This is a genomic window from Streptomyces sp. WAC 06738 (assembly GCF_003945505.1).
Taxonomy (GTDB): domain Bacteria; phylum Actinomycetota; class Actinomycetes; order Streptomycetales; family Streptomycetaceae; genus Streptomyces.
This window is the reverse complement of sequence record NZ_CP029618.1, coordinates 5,483,820-5,500,181: the sequence shown is the minus strand read 5'-3', so window position 1 is coordinate 5,500,181 and position 16,362 is coordinate 5,483,820. Positions and strand designations below refer to the sequence as shown.

14 protein-coding genes are annotated in these 16,362 nt (G+C 75.4%); 5 read left to right on the top strand and 9 right to left on the bottom strand.

Going from position 1 to position 16,362, the window contains the following annotated elements:
- Positions 1-20 precede the first annotated feature (20 nt).
- Positions 21-398: an MGMT family protein gene (locus DMB38_RS24420; protein WP_125936956.1), complete on the bottom strand. Its 378-nt coding sequence runs from the start codon at positions 396-398 to the stop codon at positions 21-23.
- Positions 399-559: 161 nt separating this feature from the next.
- Here DMB38_RS24420 and DMB38_RS24415 point away from each other — a divergent pair, with 161 nt between their 5' ends.
- Positions 560-3,346: a lysylphosphatidylglycerol synthase transmembrane domain-containing protein gene (locus DMB38_RS24415; protein WP_125936955.1), complete on the top strand. Its 2,787-nt coding sequence runs from the start codon at positions 560-562 to the stop codon at positions 3,344-3,346.
- A gap of 21 nt (positions 3,347-3,367) precedes the next feature.
- On the opposite strand, the gene DMB38_RS24410 is transcribed toward DMB38_RS24415, so the two are convergent.
- Positions 3,368-3,643: a YciI family protein gene (locus DMB38_RS24410; protein WP_125936954.1), complete on the bottom strand. Its 276-nt coding sequence runs from the start codon at positions 3,641-3,643 to the stop codon at positions 3,368-3,370.
- A gap of 131 nt (positions 3,644-3,774) precedes the next feature.
- On the opposite strand from DMB38_RS24410, the gene DMB38_RS24405 reads away from it, so the two are divergent.
- Positions 3,775-5,337 (top strand): alpha/beta hydrolase, encoded by a 1,563-nt coding sequence (locus tag DMB38_RS24405; RefSeq protein WP_125936953.1) that lies wholly within the window; start codon positions 3,775-3,777, stop codon positions 5,335-5,337.
- 90 nt (positions 5,338-5,427) lie between these two features.
- On the opposite strand, the gene moeZ is transcribed toward DMB38_RS24405, so the two are convergent.
- From moeZ to DMB38_RS24365, 7 genes are all read right to left on the bottom strand, one after another.
- Positions 5,428-6,606 carry an adenylyltransferase/sulfurtransferase MoeZ gene (gene moeZ / locus DMB38_RS24400; RefSeq protein ID WP_125936952.1) on the bottom strand — a complete coding sequence of 393 codons (1,179 nt, stop codon included), beginning with the start codon at positions 6,604-6,606 and terminating at the stop codon, positions 5,428-5,430.
- 61 nt (positions 6,607-6,667) lie between these two features.
- The gene (locus DMB38_RS24395; RefSeq protein WP_125936951.1) at positions 6,668-7,480 is read right to left on the bottom strand and encodes a spherulation-specific family 4 protein; all 813 of its coding nucleotides are present in this window, start codon (positions 7,478-7,480) and stop codon (positions 6,668-6,670) included.
- A complete protein-coding gene (locus tag DMB38_RS24390; protein WP_125936950.1) occupies positions 7,468-8,535 on the bottom strand; it encodes an NAD-dependent epimerase/dehydratase family protein in 1,068 nt (355 codons plus the stop codon). The genes DMB38_RS24395 and DMB38_RS24390 overlap by 13 nt, the downstream gene beginning before the upstream one ends.
- The gene (locus tag DMB38_RS24385) at positions 8,532-9,644 is read right to left on the bottom strand and encodes a hypothetical protein (protein ID WP_240662444.1); all 1,113 of its coding nucleotides are present in this window, start codon (positions 9,642-9,644) and stop codon (positions 8,532-8,534) included. Before DMB38_RS24385 ends, DMB38_RS24390 begins: the two co-directional genes overlap by 4 nt.
- Positions 9,645-10,105: 461 nt before the next feature.
- Positions 10,106-11,782: a DUF3492 domain-containing protein gene (locus DMB38_RS24380; RefSeq protein WP_346429517.1), complete on the bottom strand. Its 1,677-nt coding sequence runs from the start codon at positions 11,780-11,782 to the stop codon at positions 10,106-10,108.
- A gap of 163 nt (positions 11,783-11,945) precedes the next feature.
- Positions 11,946-13,127 (bottom strand): DUF3152 domain-containing protein, encoded by a 1,182-nt coding sequence (locus DMB38_RS24375; RefSeq protein ID WP_240662443.1) that lies wholly within the window; start codon positions 13,125-13,127, stop codon positions 11,946-11,948.
- Positions 13,128-13,744: 617 nt separating this feature from the next.
- Positions 13,745-14,752 carry an alpha/beta hydrolase gene (locus DMB38_RS24365; RefSeq protein ID WP_240662442.1) on the bottom strand — a complete coding sequence of 336 codons (1,008 nt, stop codon included), beginning with the start codon at positions 14,750-14,752 and terminating at the stop codon, positions 13,745-13,747.
- A 170-nt stretch (positions 14,753-14,922) separates the two neighbouring features.
- On the opposite strand from DMB38_RS24365, the gene DMB38_RS24360 reads away from it, so the two are divergent.
- From DMB38_RS24360 to DMB38_RS24350, 3 genes are all read left to right on the top strand, one after another.
- A complete protein-coding gene (locus DMB38_RS24360) occupies positions 14,923-15,174 on the top strand; it encodes a hypothetical protein (protein WP_125936947.1) in 252 nt (83 codons plus the stop codon).
- 162 nt (positions 15,175-15,336) lie between these two features.
- Positions 15,337-15,978 (top strand): TetR/AcrR family transcriptional regulator, encoded by a 642-nt coding sequence (locus DMB38_RS24355; protein WP_125936946.1) that lies wholly within the window; start codon positions 15,337-15,339, stop codon positions 15,976-15,978.
- 123 nt (positions 15,979-16,101) lie between these two features.
- The gene (locus tag DMB38_RS24350; RefSeq protein WP_018834999.1) at positions 16,102-16,329 is read left to right on the top strand and encodes a DUF3107 domain-containing protein; all 228 of its coding nucleotides are present in this window, start codon (positions 16,102-16,104) and stop codon (positions 16,327-16,329) included.
- Positions 16,330-16,362 lie beyond the last annotated feature (33 nt).

Sequence of the window (16,362 nt, the reverse complement as noted above, 5' to 3'; positions counted from 1 at the left end):
GTGCCCGGTGTCGGAAGCTGTCAGATATGACCCTCGACACCGTCGCCGCGGCCGTCCCAGCGGGCGCGGCGGAGGTCGATGCGCTGGTCACCCGCGGTGGTGGCGCGCAGGGGCGTGCCCTCCACCCGGTAGTGCTCCAGGGCCTCGCGCTCGTGGCCCGGCAGCGGCCGGCCGTCGGCGCGCACCACGCGCCACCAGGGCACGGCGCTCCCGTAGAGCGCCATCACCCGGCCCACCTGGCGCGGCCCGCCGCGGTCTATGAACTCCGCCACATCCCCGTACGTCATCACGCGGCCCGGCGGGATGCGCTCCGCCACGGAGAGCACCCGGTCCGCGTACTCGTCGAGCAGGCCGGCGTCCGGGCCCGGAGGGCCGGCGGAGGGTGTCGCGTCGTCCATCCGCCCCATCCTGCCCCAGACCGCCGACAGTCCGGCGCCGCGGCCGGCGGCGGGCACACCGCCGTCAAGCAGACCCGGATGCGACCATCGGAGACATGCTCGTGCCACCATCGTGCGGGCGGTGACTGGTGATACGAGACGAAGACGGGACAACCCAGGGCATGCGGCGCGACTCCGCGGCGGAGCCTCCGCCGGCAGAGCCGGCCACGGAGGCGCAGAGCGCTGCCCGCCCGGACGGGCAGGCCCGTCCCGAGGGGCGTGACGGGCGGGAGGAGCGGGCCCACCCGGGCCCGTACGACGAGCAGGACGCCGACCGCGACGACTCCCCCGACCACCCCCGCGGCCTCTACGACACCCCCCGCCCCCACTCCCCCGCCACCGCCCGCTACGACTCCCGCCGCCGCACCGCCCCCGGCCCCATCGAGGGCGACGATCCCCTCCTGCCCGCCCGCGTGCACCGCCCCTCCGACCTCATGCGGCTGCTCCTCGGCATCCTCGGCATCGCCGCCGTCCTCGGCCTGGCCGCCGTCGCGCACGGCACCACCGAGGGCCTGGAGGAGGACATCACCAAGGGCGCCGAGTACACGCCCTCGTTCGTCGTCACCCTCGGCGGCCTCACCTCCAGCATCGCCGTCCTCATCGTCCCGGTCGCCTTCGCCGTCGAGCGCCTCGTCAAGCGCGACGGGCTGCGCATCGCCGACGGCGTGCTCGCGGCCGTCCTCGCGCACGGCGCGGGGCTGGCCGTCTCGCTCTGGGTCTCCGAGGCCGCCCCCGGCTCCGTGCAGGGGGCGCTCACGCAGATCGCCCGCGACGGCGGGCGCACCGACCCCGTACACGGCTATCTCGCCCCCGTCATCGCGTACATGACCGCCGTCGGCATGGCCAGGCACGCCCGCTGGCGCGTGCTGATGTGGACCGTCCTGGTGCTCGACGGCCTCGCGGTGCTCGTCGGCGGCTACACCACCCCGTTCGCCATCCTGCTCACCGTCCTCATCGGCTGGACCGTCGCCTACGGCACGATGTACGCGGTCGGCTCCCCCAACGTCCGCCCCACCGGCCGCAACCTCCTCGCCGGCCTGCGCCGCGTCGGCTTCCGCCCGGTGAGCGCGCTCGTGCCCGAGGAGCAGCCCGACCTGGAGGGCGACGGCCGCGGGCGGCGGTTCGTGGTCACGCTGGAGGACGGCCCGCCGCTGGACGTCACCGTCGTCGACCGGGAGCAGCAGGCCCAGGGCTTCTTCTACCGCGCCTGGCGCCGCCTCTCGCTGCGCGGCGTCTACCAGCGGCGCAGCATGCAGTCGCTGCGGCAGGCGCTGGAGCAGGAGGCGCTGCTGTCGTACGCCGCGATCGCCGCCGGCGCCAACGCCCCCAAGCTCATCGCCACCTCCGACCTCGGCCCCGACGCGGTCATGCTCGTCTACGAGCACACCGGGGGCCGGCCGCTGGCCACCGTCGCCGACGAGGTGATCACCGACCGGCTGATGCGCGAGAGCTGGCGGCAGGTGAGGGCGCTCCAGTCGCGCCGCATCGCGCACCGCCGGCTGGACGCGGACGCCGTGCTGGTGACGCGCTCGGGCGAGGTGATCCTCACCGACCTCAGCAACGGCGACATCGCCGCGGGCGACGTCGTGCTGCGCATGGACATCGCCCAGTTGCTCACCACCTTCGCGCTGCGCGTCGGCGCCGAGCGGGCGGTCGCGGCGGCGGTGGAGGTCCTCGGCCCGGACGCGGTCGCCGACGCGCTGCCGCTGCTCCAGCCGATCGCGCTCACCCGGGACACCCGCGCGGAGCTGCGCCGGCTCTCCCGGGAGCGGGCGGCGCGCGAGCGGGAGGCGGTCATCGAGGCGTCGCGGTCGCGCAAGCACCAGGCGGCCGGGGACCGCAAGAGCATGCGGGCCGCCAAGCAGGCCGAGAAGCGGGCGATCGAGGGCGCCCTGGACGAGGCCCGCGAGGAGGACGTGCTGACGCAGATCCGCCAGCACGTGCTGCTGATCCGGCCGCAGGCGCCGGTGGAGCCGGTACGGATCGAGCGGATCAGGCCGCGCACGCTCGTCAGCATCATCGCGGGCGTCTTCGCCGCGTACTTCCTGCTGACGCAGCTCACCCACGTCAAGGTCGACGACGTGCTGGCGCAGGCGAACTGGCGCTGGGCGGCGCTGGCCGCGCTCTTCTCCTCCGCCACCTACCTCGCCGCCGCGATGTCGCTGCTGGGCTTCGTCCCCGAGCGGGTGCCGTACGGGCGGACGGTGCTGGCGCAGGTCGCCGCCTCGTTCGTCAAGCTGGTCGCCCCGGCGGCGGTCGGCGGGGTCGCGCTCAACACCCGCTTCCTGCAGAAGTCGGGCGTACGGCCCGGCCTGGCGGTCGCGAGCGTCGGCGCCTCGCAGCTCTTCGGCCTCGGCAGCCACATCCTGCTGCTGCTGACCTTCGGCTATCTGACGGGGACCGAGCGGACGCCGTCGCTGTCCCCGTCCCGTACGGTCATCGCGGGTCTGCTCGCGGCGGCGGTGCTGATCCTGATCATCACGGCCGTGCCGTTCCTGCGGAAGGCCGTGTCGTCGCGGATCCGGTCGCTCTTCGCGGGCGTGGTGCCGCGCATGCTGGACGTGCTCCAGCGCCCGCAGAAGCTCGCGGCGGGCATCGGCGGCATGGTGCTGATGACGCTGTCGTTCGTGCTCTGCCTGGACGCCTCGGTACGGGCCTTCGGCGGCGACCTCAGCTTCGCGAGCGTCGCGGTCGTCTTCCTCGCCGGCAACGCGCTGGGCTCGGCGGCCCCGACGCCGGGCGGCGTGGGCGCGGTGGAGCTGGCGCTCACCGCGGGTCTGACGGCGGCGGGGATGCCCAGCGACACGGCGCTGTCGGCGGTGCTGCTCTTCCGGCTGCTGACGTTCTGGATGCCGGTGCTGCCGGGGTGGCTGTCGTTCACCCATCTGACCCGCAAGGGCGCCCTGTAGCCGGGCCCGGCCCGGGGCGGGTCAGAGGTCGACGACGTTCCAGGGGCGGATGCTCCACTTGTCCACCAGCCCGTTCGCCACGTACGGGTCCCTCCTGACGAACTCCTCGGCGGGCCCGGGGCCTTCGGTCCGCCAGATCAGCAGGCCGCGCGGCGGGGCCTCCGTCATGGCCCCGGCCATGAAGAGGTCGCCGCGCCGGTGGCACTCGCGGATGAGGTCGAGGTGGGCCTCGCGGTAGGCGTCCCGCCGCGCCAGGTAGTCGTCGACGTAGGAGTAGTCGAGGACGTAGTAGGACACGCGGCCTCCCTGGTGGCGGGGGTGAACGGTACGGGGACCACCGTACTCACCCGTACGCTCCGCGCAGCGCGCGGCCGTCCGCGCCCCGCCGGACGATGGCAGTCCGCCACCGCCGAGACCGGGGAGCCGCCGTGCGGGTCACCAAGCCGACCACCGCCGTCACCGCCGCCACCGTCCTGCTGACCGCCATGGCCGCGGGCGGCTGCGCCATCGCGTCGTCGTCCGAGCGCGACGGAGGGCTGGAGGACGGCGCGGCGGCCGCCGGCATCCACTGGGGGGCGTGCAAGAACCTCCCCAAGCCCGCGCCCGGGGCGCCGGCCGCGGACACCGACTGGCAGTGCGGCACGCTCGACGTACCGCTCGACCACGACAAGCCGGACGGCGAGAAGATCGGCATCGCCATGATCCGCGCCAAGGCCACCGGGCCGCGGGAGGACCGCATCGGCTCGCTGCTCTTCAACTTCGGCGGCCCCGGCGGCTCCGGCATCGAGACCCTGCCGGGCCTCGCCTCCCAGTACAAGACGCTGCACAAGCGCTACGACCTCGTCAGCTTCGACCCGCGCGGCGTCGGCCGCAGCGAGGGCGTGCACTGCCTCGACGACCGCGCGCTCGACAAGTACTTCGCCGCCGACAACACCCCCGACGACAAGGCGGAGGAGAAGGCGTACCTGGACCGGATCCACGACTTCGCCGCCGCCTGCGAGAAGAAGTCCGGCAAGGTGCTGCCGCACGTCGCCACCGAGAGCGCCGCCCGTGACATGGACCTCATGCGCGCCGCGCTCGGCGACGACAAGATGCACTACTTCGGCGTCTCGTACGGGACCGAACTGGGCGCCGTCTACGCCCATCTCTTCCCCGAACGGATCGGCCGGGCCGTGCTCGACAGCCCGGTGGACCCCACGCAGAACAGCGCGCAGCGCTCGCTCGCGCAGGCGAAGGGCTTCCAGCAGGCGCTGGAGAGCTACGCCGAGGACTGCGCCAACAAGGGCGAGAAGTGCCCCCTCGGCGACGCCGGCTCCGGGGAGCCCGCGGTCGCCACCGAAGACGTCGCGGACCTGCTGAAGCGGCTCGACGGCAAGCCGATCCCGGGCTCCTCGGGCCGCGATCTGACGGAGTCGCTGGCCACCGGGGGCATCGCGCAGTCGCTGTACTCCAAGCAGCTCTGGCCGCTGCTGACGCAGGGCCTGGAGCAGGCGCAGGACGACGACGGCGCGACCCTGCTGCTCCTGGCCGACGCGCTCAACGGCCGCGAGCCCGACGGGCACTACAGCACGCTCCAGTCGTCCTTCCTCGCGGTCAACTGCGCGGACACCAAGGACCGCTACTCGATCGACGACATCCGCGACCGGCTGCCGGAGTTCCGCAAGGCGTCGCCGGTGTTCGGCGACTTCATGGCCTGGGGGCTGGCCTCGTGCGACGGCTGGCCGGTGACGGGCAAGCGCTCGACGCCCCGGGTGAGCGCGGAGGGCGCGGACACGATGCTGGTCGTCGGCAGCACGGGCGACCCGGCGACGCCGTTCGAGGGCACGCAGCGGATGGCCGAGGCGCTCGGCGGCGACGTGGCGGTGAAGCTGACGCGCGTCGGCGAGGGGCACGGCGCGTACGGCAGCGGCAACCGCTGCACGCAGGAGGCGGTCGACACGTACCTCCTCGACGGCCGGGCCCCGCAGAACGACACGACCTGCCGCAAGTAGCCCGCCCGGGAAGACAGACGAGACGGACGTGCCGCCGCCGGAATCCCTCCGGCGGCGGCACGCCGCGTCGTGCGCGTGGTGCGCCGTACGTCAGTAGATGGGCTTGTCCGGCTCGATCTGGTTCACCCAGCCGACCACGCCGCCGCCCACGTGCACCGCGTCGGCGAAGCCCGCCGACTTCAGCACCGCCAGGACTTCCGCGGACCGGACACCCGTCTTGCAATGCAAGACGATCTTCTTGTCCTGCGGCAGCCCCTCCAGGGCGTTGCCCATGAGGAACTCGTCCTTCGGGATCAGCCGCGCGCCCGGGATCGAGACGATCTCGTACTCGTTGGGCTCCCGGACGTCGATGATGTCGATGTTCTCACCGTCGTCGATCCACTCCTTGAGCTGCTTCGGAGTGATCGTGGAGCCGGCCGCGGCCTCCTGCGCCTCGTCGGAGACGACGCCGCAGAACGCCTCGTAGTCGATGAGCTCGGTGACGGTCGGGTTCTCGCCGCAGACCGCGCAGTCCGGGTCCTTGCGTACCTTGACCTGGCGGTACTGCATCTCCAGGGCGTCGTAGATCATCAGCCGGCCGACCAGCGGGTCGCCGATGCCGGCGAGCAGCTTGATGGCCTCGTTGACCTGGATCGAGCCGATCGACGCGCACAGCACGCCCAGCACGCCGCCCTCGGCGCAGCTCGGCACCATGCCGGGCGGCGGGGGCTCGGGGTACAGGCAGCGGTAGCACGGGCCGTGCTCGGCCCAGAAGACGGACGCCTGGCCGTCGAAGCGGTAGATGGAGCCCCACACGTACGGCTTGCCGAGCAGCACGCAGGCGTCGTTGACCAGGTAGCGGGTGGCGAAGTTGTCCGTGCCGTCGACGATCAGGTCGTACTCGGCGAACATCTCCATGACGTTCGAGGAGTCCAGCCGCTCCTGGTGGAGGTTCACCTTCACGTACGGGTTGATGCCCAGCACCGTGTCGCGCGCGGACTCCGCCTTGGGGCGGCCGATGTCCGCCTGGCTGTGGATGACCTGCCGCTGCAGGTTCGACTCGTCGACCTCGTCGAACTCGACGATGCCGAGCGTGCCCACACCCGCCGCGGCCATGTACATCAGCGCGGGCGAGCCGAGGCCGCCGGCGCCCACACAGAGCACCTTGGCGTTCTTCAGCCGCTTCTGGCCGGCCATCCCGACGTCCGGGATGATCAGGTGGCGCGAGTACCTGCGGACCTCGTCGACGGAGAGCTCGGGGGCGGGCTCGACCAGCGGTGGCAGCGACACGGGGACTCCGTAAGCGTGTGAGAGCACAGTGGGTCTTCCCGTAACACTGCCACGCGCCTCCTCATTCCGAGACTCCCTGTCCGAGACGCGAGACGAGGTCGTCCCAGTAGCCGGGCAGCGCCTCCCAGCCCGGCCGGTCCGTGAAGAACACCGAGGCCGCGCCCTGCCAGCGGGCGACCCGCATCGCCTCGTCCAGATGCCTCGGCGGTACGCCGTGGACCAGGTGGCAGAACCGCTCGGCGGGGTGCTCCGCGGTCCACTCGGCGACCTGCGACCAGCGGTAGTCCGCCCACGGGCCGGCGAAGGTGACGAGCTGGTCGGCGGCCTCGGCGTAGCCGGGGTACGGGTGCGTGCCGATGCCGAGGACGACGTGGACGCGCGGGGCGAGCGCGCCCAGCGTCGTCGTCACCCGCAGGACCTCGGGCAGCAGGTCGCGGTCGGCGGGGCAGCGGCCGAGGTAGAAGCCGTCGACGCGGTACCACTCCAGGAACCGGTGCGCCTCGGTGATCAACTCGCCGAAGGGGCGGCGGCCGTGGCGCAGATCGAGCCGCCCCAGGGTGCGCACCCGCGCCGACTTCAGCCGGCCCGCGGCCTCCAGGCAGTGCGGGTCGGGACGGGCACCCGGCCCGCCGGCGACGTCGAGGACCGTCCAGTGGACGGCGCCCGCGGCGGCGGGCCGGGTCAGCTCGCCCCACTCGACGGGGGCGACGAGGGGGTGCGCGTAGCCGGGGACGGCGAGGCGGAGGGGGGTCTCGGCCGGCTGCGGCGGGTGCTGCCGCCGGCCCTCGGGCACGGGCGGCACGCCCGGCAGGTCCCGCAGCGCCGCGGCCGCGCCGGGCGGCCTGCCCGGCCCGTCAGGTCTCAGATGCGGCATGCCGCCTCCATCCAGATGTCCGCAAGGCTCTCCTCGATTCCGATCCGGGGCCGCCAGCCGAGGCGGTCCCGGGCCGTCCTGATGTCCGCCTGCTGCCAGGCACCGCACCCGTCCGGATACGGATACGCCGCGGCGACCGCCGCCGGTTCCGCGCCGGGGCCGCCGTTCGTGCCGTGGCCGGGTCCGTGCCCGGGACCGTGGCCGTGGCCCAGGGGGTGGCCCATGCCGTGCCCCGGGCCGTGGCCGCCGTGCCCGAGGCCGTGTCCCGCGCCCGCGGGCTGCGGGATCCGGCCGGTCAGCGTCGTGTCGAACTCGTGCAACTGGCCGCTGTACCCCGCGATCCGCGCCAGCGCCGCCGCCGCGTCCCGCAGCCGCACCGCGCGCCCGCCGCCGATGTTCACCACGCCCTGCGCCGCCGACAGGGACGCGGCGTGCACCGCCCGCGCCACGTCCCGTACGTCCACGAAGTCCCGCTGCGCGCCGAGCCCGCCGAGCTTCAGTTCGCCGTCGCCCTGCTGCATCGCCCGCCGCAGCGCCTCCGCCAGCCGGCCCAGCGGGGAGCCCGCCGGGGTGCCGGGGCCCGCGGGCGAGAACACCCGCAGCACGATGGCGTCGAGCCCCGAGCCGAGCACCAGCTCGGTCGCGGCCAGCTTGCTCACGCCGTACGGGCCGCCGGGGCGCGGCAGCGCGTCCTCGGCCGTCGACGAGCCGGCCGGCGAGGGCCCGTACTCCGAGGCGCAGCCCACGTGCACGAGCCGCGCGGAGCAACTGCTGCGCCGCATGGCCTCGCAGAGGGTGGCGACGGCGACGGTGTTGTGCCGGGTCAGGTCGCGGGCGCTGCCGCGGGTGGTGCCCGCGCAGTTGACGACGACACCCGGGTGCACGGCGTCGAGGAACCGGGTGAGCGCGCCGGGGCTGCCGGACGACAGGTCGAACCGCACGTCGGCGTCGTCACCGCGGCCGAGCGCGGTGAGCTGCACGGCGGGGTCGGCGAGCAGGCGGTCGGCGACGTAGCGGCCGACGAAGCCGGTGCCGCCGATGAGCAACACCCTCATCGCGCACCCCCGTCGTTCGAGCCGGGCGTGGCCAGTGGTGGTGCGGTCATCTCGTTGTGCTCCTTGCGATGAGCGGAGGCTCGGGTGAGTGCGCGGCCGGCGTACGCCAGCAGCGCGAGCGCGGCGGCGCCGCAGGCGACCGCAGGCACGGCGGCCATACGGAAACCTGCGGAGCCGGCGACCAGCAGCTCGACCGGACGGCCGAGCACGGCAAGCCCGGGGACCCGGGCGGCCAGGACCAGCAGCAGCGCCGTGACCTGCGCGGCGCAGGCGGCGGCGAGACCGTACGCGGCGGCCCGGGGGAAGCCGTGCACGGCGAGCAGCCGGGCGAGGAAGAGCAGCGCGCCGAGGGCGCAGGCGGCGGCGGGGACCGCGGGCCCGCGGGCGGTCCCGCCGAGGGCGGGGCCCGCGGCCGCGGCGGCGAGCTGCAGCGCGGCGAGGACGGCCAGCACGGCGGCGACGGCGGCGGCGAGCAGCGGGCGGGCGCGGGCACGGAACTCGGCCAGATCGCGGCTCTCCCGCAGGCGGCCGCGGGCACGGGCGGAGAACCACCGGGCCACGGCCGCGGCGGGCAGCACGGCGGCGGTGAGCGCGGCGAGGGCGGCGGCGGTGGCGTACGGCACGACGGGGGCGCGGGTGACGCCGGTGGCGCCGCCGAGCAGTTCGCCGAGGAACCAGTCCCCGTAGGCCGCGTACGCCAGCAGCCACCCCACGGCGAGGCCGGCCGCGGGCGGCAGCCCGGCCCCGACCCTCAGCGGCCCCCGCTGCGACCCGAGCACCAGCGCGACCACGGCCCAGGCGACGCCCGCGGCGGTGAGCGCCACCTGCGCCCGGCCGTGCAGCCCGGCGGCGCCGAGCACGAGCAGCCCGCCGCCGAGCGGCAGGAGATGGGCGAGCGGGGCGAGGGGGGTACGGGGCAGGGGCGTGCCCGGCGGCGGGGGCTCGGCGCCGGGCCGCCGGGTCCGTACGTACATCTCCTCGGCGAGGGAGAACACATCGCGGTGCCGGTACCGCACGGCGGTCCGGTCGGTGACGCCGTGCGCCTCAAGGCCGGCGGCGATCTCCAGCGGATCGACGGCCCGCCTGCACAACTCCCGGTGCCGGTGCATGAGCCCCCGCACGGGATCGGCGGACCCGCGCCGCGGCCGGACGGCCGGGGCGGCGGCGGCCGGGGTCGCGGCGACGGGAGCAGCTTCGCCCGCGGCCGGCCCGGCGGGCTCGGCAGGCTCGGCGGGCTCGGCCGGGGCGGAGGAGGGGGCCGGCTGAGCGGTGCCGGGCGGGCCCGGGTGCCCGGCGACCGCGGGGGCGGCGCCTCCGGCGCCCCGCGGGGCCGCGCCGGAGGAGGCCGCCCGCGCGCCTGGCGCGGAAGTCCCTCTCCCCGCGGCTTCCGCCGCCCCCGCGCCGGGGGAACCCGCCTCGCCTTCGGCGGGCGGGGAGTGGAGGGACGTTACGGCGGGGGCTTCCGGGCGGGGGCCGAAAGCTTCCTCCAGGGCTTCCGCCAGGTCTTCCGCCGGGGTGGGCGGCGACGGCGCCCGCGTCTGCGGCTCCGGAGTCGCTCTCGGGCCGTCCGTCATCGGTCGGCCCCCTCGAGCACGGGGCCCGTACCCACCCGGCCGGCGTCCGGCACCGGCGCGGCCGCCAGATACGCCTCCGGCGGATGCGCGAACGGGTGCGGGGTGGCGCGGGCCGGGGCGGAGGCCGGGCCCCGGGAGGCCAGCTCCAGGTAGAGGGAGCCGAACGCGTCCACGTTCCGCTCCGCCGTGAACAGCTCCGCCGCCCGCGCCCGCGCCGCCGCGCCCAGCCGCGCGCGGCGCGCCGGGTCGCGGAGCAGCGCCAGGCAGGCGTCCGCCAGCGCCCGCGGGTTCCGGGGCGGGACCACGAGGCCCGTGCCGCCGATGACCTCCCGGACCGCGCCGACGTCCGTCGACACCGTCGCCCGGCCGCAGAGCATCGCCTCGACCAGGCCCAGCGGGAAGCCCGCCATGACGCTGGAGAGCACCGTCACCCCGCCCGCCGCGTACGCCGCCGCCCGGTCCGGCAGCGCCGGGTCGCCGATCTCCTCGAACGACACCGGGCCGGCGCCCGCCGCGTGCGCGTCGGCCGCCTCGTCGGGGAAGAGCCGGGCGGCCAGCACGCGGCAGTGGTCGCGGTAGCCCGCGTGGGCGGCGGCCGGGGGGCCCGTCTCCGCCACGACGAGGTGGGCGGCCGGCTCCTCCCTGCGGATCTCCGCGAACGCGTGCAGCAGCGCGATGAGGTCCCCGGCCGGCTCCATCCGGCCGGCCCAGACCAGGGTCCGGTCGTCCCCGGCCGCCAGCAGGTCGGCCACCTCGGCGAACCGCGCCGCGTCCATGCCCGGGTACACCGTCCGCAGCCGGTGCCCCGCCGCGCCCAGGCGCAGCGCCCAGCGCCGCGCGTGCGCGTTGCCCGGGGTCACGAGGGCCGCCTTGTCGTACGCCTCGGCCGCCAGCCGGCGGTGGAAGGCCGCCACCAGCGCCCGTACGGTCACGGTGCCGCCGGCGTACGCCCACCGGCCGCTCTCCAGGTAGTGCCGCCGCAGCCGCACCCCGTACTCCGTCACCAGCAGCGGCGTGCCGAAGAACCGGCGCGCCAGCAGGCCGGGCAGCACCGCGGGGCCGCCGGAGAGCGCGTGGCACAGGTCGGCACCGGCCAGCCCGGCGCCGCCGTCCCCGTACCACCCGGCGCCCAACGGCCGCAGCGCCCGGTCCAGATGCGCCGCCACCGCCAGCAACTCCGCGACGCGCGCCCCCCGCACCACCGGATGTGCGCCCGGCGCCCGGCAGGCCCGCTCCAGGATCCGGACCGCCTGCTCCTCGCGGAGCGCGCGCCCGGGGCCGCCCGCGTCCCTGGCCAGCTCCGCCAGCCCGTAGAGACCGGAAGTGAAACGGTCCTGCCCGGACTCCCGCCCGGGTTCCCGCCCCGGAAACTCCCCGGCGCCCCCGGCCGCCAGCGCGCCCGCCAACTCCGCGAAGTGCTCGGCGAACCGGCGCCGCTCGGCGCGCCCGTAGCGGCGCTCGCCCGGCACCGGGCGCCAGAGCGGCGCGACGTGCACCGCCCGCACCTGCGGCGGCAGCGGTACGAGCCCCGACGACTCCTGCGCCGCATCGACCGCAAACGCGAAGACGTCGAACTCATGGTGCGCAAGCCCGCGTACGAGCCGGTCGCACCACCCCGGCGACTCGCCCGCGGCGAACGGGAATCCGCCCTCCGCGAGAAGGCCGATGCGCAACGAGAACACCCCCGAAACTGCTGTGGCTCCATCCGGTGGGAGGACGGTACGCACGCGGCGGGGCAGTGCGATGGACGGTTGTCCGTCGCACCACCGGAAGGGGTGAATACCCGTGACTATTCGGGGTGTGGGGCGTTTTGCCCGCCCCGTCGCCCGCCGGGGGTCAGTCGCGCGGGTACGGCCAGGGGTTGGGCTTGCAGGTGGCGCCGTCCGTCGACAGGTACTTCGTCTGCTGCATCATCACCGGAGCCAGCGCGCCGTCCTGCTCGCAGCCGACGTGCCCGTGCCCGAGCCGGTGACCGACCTCGTGGTTGATGAGCATCTGCCGGTAGGCGTGGATGTCGTCGCCGTAGGTCTTCGAACCCTGCGCCCACCGAAAGGCGTTGATCATCACGCGCTCGGTGGCGGCGGAGTCGCAGGACACGTCCTCGTCGCTGGTGTCGAGCCCCGACCTGGCGCACCACTCGTCGGTGGTCCCGGGGCTGGCCAGGGTGATGACGAACACGGACTCCCGGTCCCGGCCCACCCGCTCGAAGGTGCGGTCGCCCCGGCCGCCCCAACTGCGCTCGTCGTTGAGCGTCTTGTGCACGGCGGCCGCGAACAGCTCGCCGTCGAGCGGCAGCCCGTCCTCGACGTCCACGCGGTAGGTGACGACCTCGCCGCGGCCGGGCGCCTTGTCGTGGCCGGGGACGGTGGTGAGCTTGCCGGAGCCGGTGAGGTTGCGGCTGAGGGGGTACGTGGCCGCCATCTTCTCGGTGTACGTGGCGGGCACGGCCCGCGCGTCCTCGCCGGCGTCCGCGCGGTCCCGCTCGTCCGGCCCCGCCGGGTCGTCGCGGTCGCCCGAGCGGGAGGCGCCGTCGGCGCCGGCCCGCTGCTTGCGCTCGTCGGAGGCGGCGGCGTCGGCCCGTTTGGCACGGCCGTCGGAGACCTGGCCGGCGATGGCGGCGGCGAGCGCGCACGTCACGACGGCGGCGGCGACACCGGTCACGACCCGGCCGCGGTTGGCGGGGCGCTGCTTGCGGCGGCGGCCGCCACCCGTGGAGTGCAGGGCGGCCGCGGTGTCGTCGGGCGGTTCCTCGTCGCCGGGCGGCCGGCCGAGGTCGTCGGCGGCGGGGGCAGGACCCGGCACGTCACCGGGGCGGCGGCGCACGGCGGGATCGGCGATCTGGCCGGGGCCCGGCCCGTCGAAGGCGTCGAGGTAGTCCTGCCGTACGGGCGTGGGCGTGGCGGCGACGGTGGCGGCGCCGAGCCCGCGCCCGGGCTGCTCGTACGGCGGCATGCCCCACCCGCCGCCGGGCTCCCGGTGCTCGGGGTGGCCGAGGGGGCGCTCGCCGGTGTCGTCCATGGGGACCGTGCGGGGACCGCGGGACGGGCGGGGCATCCCGTGCACGGGCGGCGGCCCCCCAGGTCCGGCGACGCGCCGCATCGACCCGGTGTCGCCGACGTGCGGCGTCGGCCCGGTGTCCGAGACACGGGGAATCGGCCCGGTCCCGGAGACCCGCGGCATCGGCCCGGTCCCGGCGGCCCGGGGGATGGGGCCCGTGTCGGAGACCCGGGGGATCGGCCCGGTCCCGCCGGCCCGCGGGATGGGACCCGTATCGGAGACCCGGGGGATCGGCCCGGTCCCGCCGGCCCGCGGGATGGGACCCGTGTCGGAGCCCCGCGGCACCGGGCCCGTGTCGCCGAACCGCGGCATCGCGCCCGTGCCCGAGACCGTGCGCCCGTCCCCCGGAACCCGCGGCACAGGACCCGTGTCGGAGACCCGCGGCACCGGACCCGTCTCCGTCACCCGCGGGATCGGGCCCGTGTCGCTGATCCGCGGGATCGGCCCCGTGTCGCCCCGCCGCGGCAGCGGCGGCCGCGGCCCGGACCCGGGCGCCGGCCCGGACCCCGACCGGGTCCCGCCGCCGTCCCGCGCCTTCTTGCCCTTGCCGGACGCGCTGTGCCTGCCCACCGTGTGTGTCAGCTCCCGCCGGGGCTCGCGTCTGCGATCCCTGTCTCGTACTCGTCCAGCATCTCGGTGAACGCCCTGGCCACCACTTCCGGGTACTCCATCATGGCCACGTGCCCGGCCGCCGGCAGGGCCAGCAACCGCGAGTTGCGGAACGCGGCCTTCGCCCGCCGCGCCATCCTGAACGATACGAGTTGGTCGCGCCCGCCGTAGATGAGCAGCGTAGGGGCCAGCACCCGCTCGGCCAGCCGCCACAGCGAATGCTGCCCGCCCAGGGTGTACGCGCCGACGACCCCGCGCGCCGACCGCTCCAGCGCGTCCCAGTGGTACGGCAGCCGCATGCGCCTGGCGTACTCGCGCGCGTGCTCCGCGAAGCCCTCCGGGCTGACCCGGCCCGGGTCGCCGTAGCAGAGGCCCAGCACCGCGCGGGTGCGCTGCTCCGCGGTCCAGTGACGGGTCAGCCGGGCGAAGAGCGCGGTGACCCCGGGCACGGCGAGCAGCGCGGTGGGCATCGCGGTGCGCTGCGGGGGCAGTTCGGGCAGCGCGGGAGAGATGAGGGTGAGGGTGCGCACCAGGTCGGGGCGGAGGGCCGCGACGCGGGTGACGATGGTGCCGCCCAGCGAGTTGCCGAAGAGGTGTACGGGGCCGCGGTCGGCCGCGTCGAGGTAGCGGATGACGGCGCGGGCGTGGCCGGAGAGGGAGTAGTCGCCGTCGTCGGGGGGCGGGGAGTCGCCGAAGCCGGGGAGGTCGACGGCGTCGCCGTCGACGCGGGCCGCGAGCAGGGGGCCGAGGCCGGCCCAGTTCAGCGCGGAGCCGCCGAGCCCGTGCACGTACACCGCGGGCGGCAGTCCCGGGCGCGCCGGCGGGTGGCCGCGGACGGCGAGGGTGAGCCCGGGGAGCGTCACCCGCCGTCGCTCGACGCCGTCCCGGCCTTCGGGAGGAGAGGGCGGCGCGGTCCCGGGCGAGCCGTTCGCCGGGGATACTTCGTCGCCCGCCAGAGAGCGCTCTGTCGACGGCATGGGGGCAATGTTACGAGACAGTCACGCAGTGGTTCATGTGTTCGCGCTCACAAGCCGCCTCGCGGCCGAAAGCGCCCTCTCTTACGCTCGTGTGGAGGACGTATAGCGGACATCACCCGTAACCGTGCCCGAAGTCCGGGTGACGAACGACGCGGAGAGGAGACGACGCCATGGCGGTCGACCCGCAGGATTCGGACACCTTCGACGAGCCCGCCCGCCGTGCGGGGCGACGCGGGAGGGCGGACGAGCCCGCGGAACGGGACGCCGAGACCCCGGAGGCGGACGCCGCGGAGCAGCGCGCCGAGGTGGACCAGCGCGACGAGGACGTCACACCGGGCGAGCGCGGCGGCGACGAGGCCAATCCCGCGGACGCCGCAGAGCAGGCGCGCGTCGTCGAACAGGACGAGGACGAATACCGGTGACGTGCTCGGTATTGCCCCGGTTCGGCCCGGGTCAGGGGCGATGAAATTTCGCGCAGCGACGGAGCGCCGGACGATTACCCGCACGTACGATGGCACCTGCGGTCGGCCCGCCGGACAGGCCCGGCGTCCCGGGGGCGATCATCTCAGGAACCAGGAGGCGCAGTGACAGCCATGGAGCAGGCCGAGACGCGTCCACGCAGTACGAGGCTTCCCCGCCGCGCGCGCCGCAACCAGCTCCTCGGTGCGGCCCAGGAGGTCTTCGTCGCCCAGGGGTACCACTCCGCCGCCATGGACGACATCGCGGACCGCGCCGGCGTCAGCAAGCCGGTGCTCTACCAGCACTTCCCCGGCAAGCTGGAGCTGTACCTCGCCCTGCTCGACCAGCACTGCGACGCGCTCCTCCAGGCGGTGCGCGCGGCGCTCGCGTCCACGTCGGACAACAAGCAGCGCGTCGCCGCCACGATGGACGCGTACTACGCCTTCGTCGAGGACGAGGGCGGCGCCTTCCGGCTGGTCTTCGAGTCCGACCTGACGAACGAGCCCGCGGTGCGCGAGCGCGTCGACCGGGTGAGCCTGGACTGCGCGCAGGCCGTCAGCGAGGTCATCGCCGAGGACACCGACCTGCCGGTCGAGCAGGCGATGCTGCTCGCGGTGGGGCTCTGCGGCATGGCGCAGATCACCGCGCGCTACTGGCTGGGCTCCGGCCGGTCCATCCCGCGCGACGACGCCGCCCGCCTCATCGCCTCGCTCTCCTGGCGGGGCATCGCCGGCTTCCCGATGCACGGGGGCCCGGAACAGGCGTAGAGGCGGCCCGCGGACACGTCCCGCAGCGGTGTTCGCTGCGGGCGTGCAGGCATCGGTCCCGCGGGGTGTGCACGCCGGGTTAGTGTGCACTCGTACATCCAACTGACCGAAAGGGATCAGGCCGTGGAGGTCAAGATCGGCGTGCAGCACGCCCCCCGAGAGATCAGCCTGGAGAGCGGGCAGTCCGCCGAAGAGATCGAGAGCGCGGTGGCGGACGCGCTCGGCGGCAAGTCGGAGGTGCTGACCCTGGTCGACGACCGCGGCCGGAAGATCCTCGTGCCGTCGGGCCGCATCGCCTACGTGGAGATCGGTGCGCCCACCGCGCGCAAGGTGGGCTTCGGCGCCCTCTGAGGGCGGATCCCCCGCTCGCGCAGCTCGTCCGCC

Bases quoted from the DNA above. Each gene is read 5' to 3' on its own strand.
- DMB38_RS24420 (WP_125936956.1), bottom strand. From the start codon at position 398: ATGGACGACGCGACACCCTCCGCCGGCCCTCCGGGCCCGGACGCCGGC.
- DMB38_RS24390 (WP_125936950.1), bottom strand. From the start codon at position 8,535: ATGAGGGTGTTGCTCATCGGCGGCACCGGCTTCGTCGGCCGCTACGTC.
- DMB38_RS24375 (WP_240662443.1), bottom strand. From the start codon at position 13,127: ATGGACGACACCGGCGAGCGCCCCCTCGGCCACCCCGAGCACCGGGAG.
- DMB38_RS24415 (WP_125936955.1), top strand. From the start codon at position 560: ATGCGGCGCGACTCCGCGGCGGAGCCTCCGCCGGCAGAGCCGGCCACG.
- DMB38_RS24365 (WP_240662442.1), bottom strand. From the start codon at position 14,752: ATGCCGTCGACAGAGCGCTCTCTGGCGGGCGACGAAGTATCCCCGGCG.
- DMB38_RS24395 (WP_125936951.1), bottom strand. From the start codon at position 7,480: ATGCCGCATCTGAGACCTGACGGGCCGGGCAGGCCGCCCGGCGCGGCC.
- DMB38_RS24385 (WP_240662444.1), bottom strand. From the start codon at position 9,644: ATGCACCGGCACCGGGAGTTGTGCAGGCGGGCCGTCGATCCGCTGGAG.
- DMB38_RS24360 (WP_125936947.1), top strand. From the start codon at position 14,923: ATGGCGGTCGACCCGCAGGATTCGGACACCTTCGACGAGCCCGCCCGC.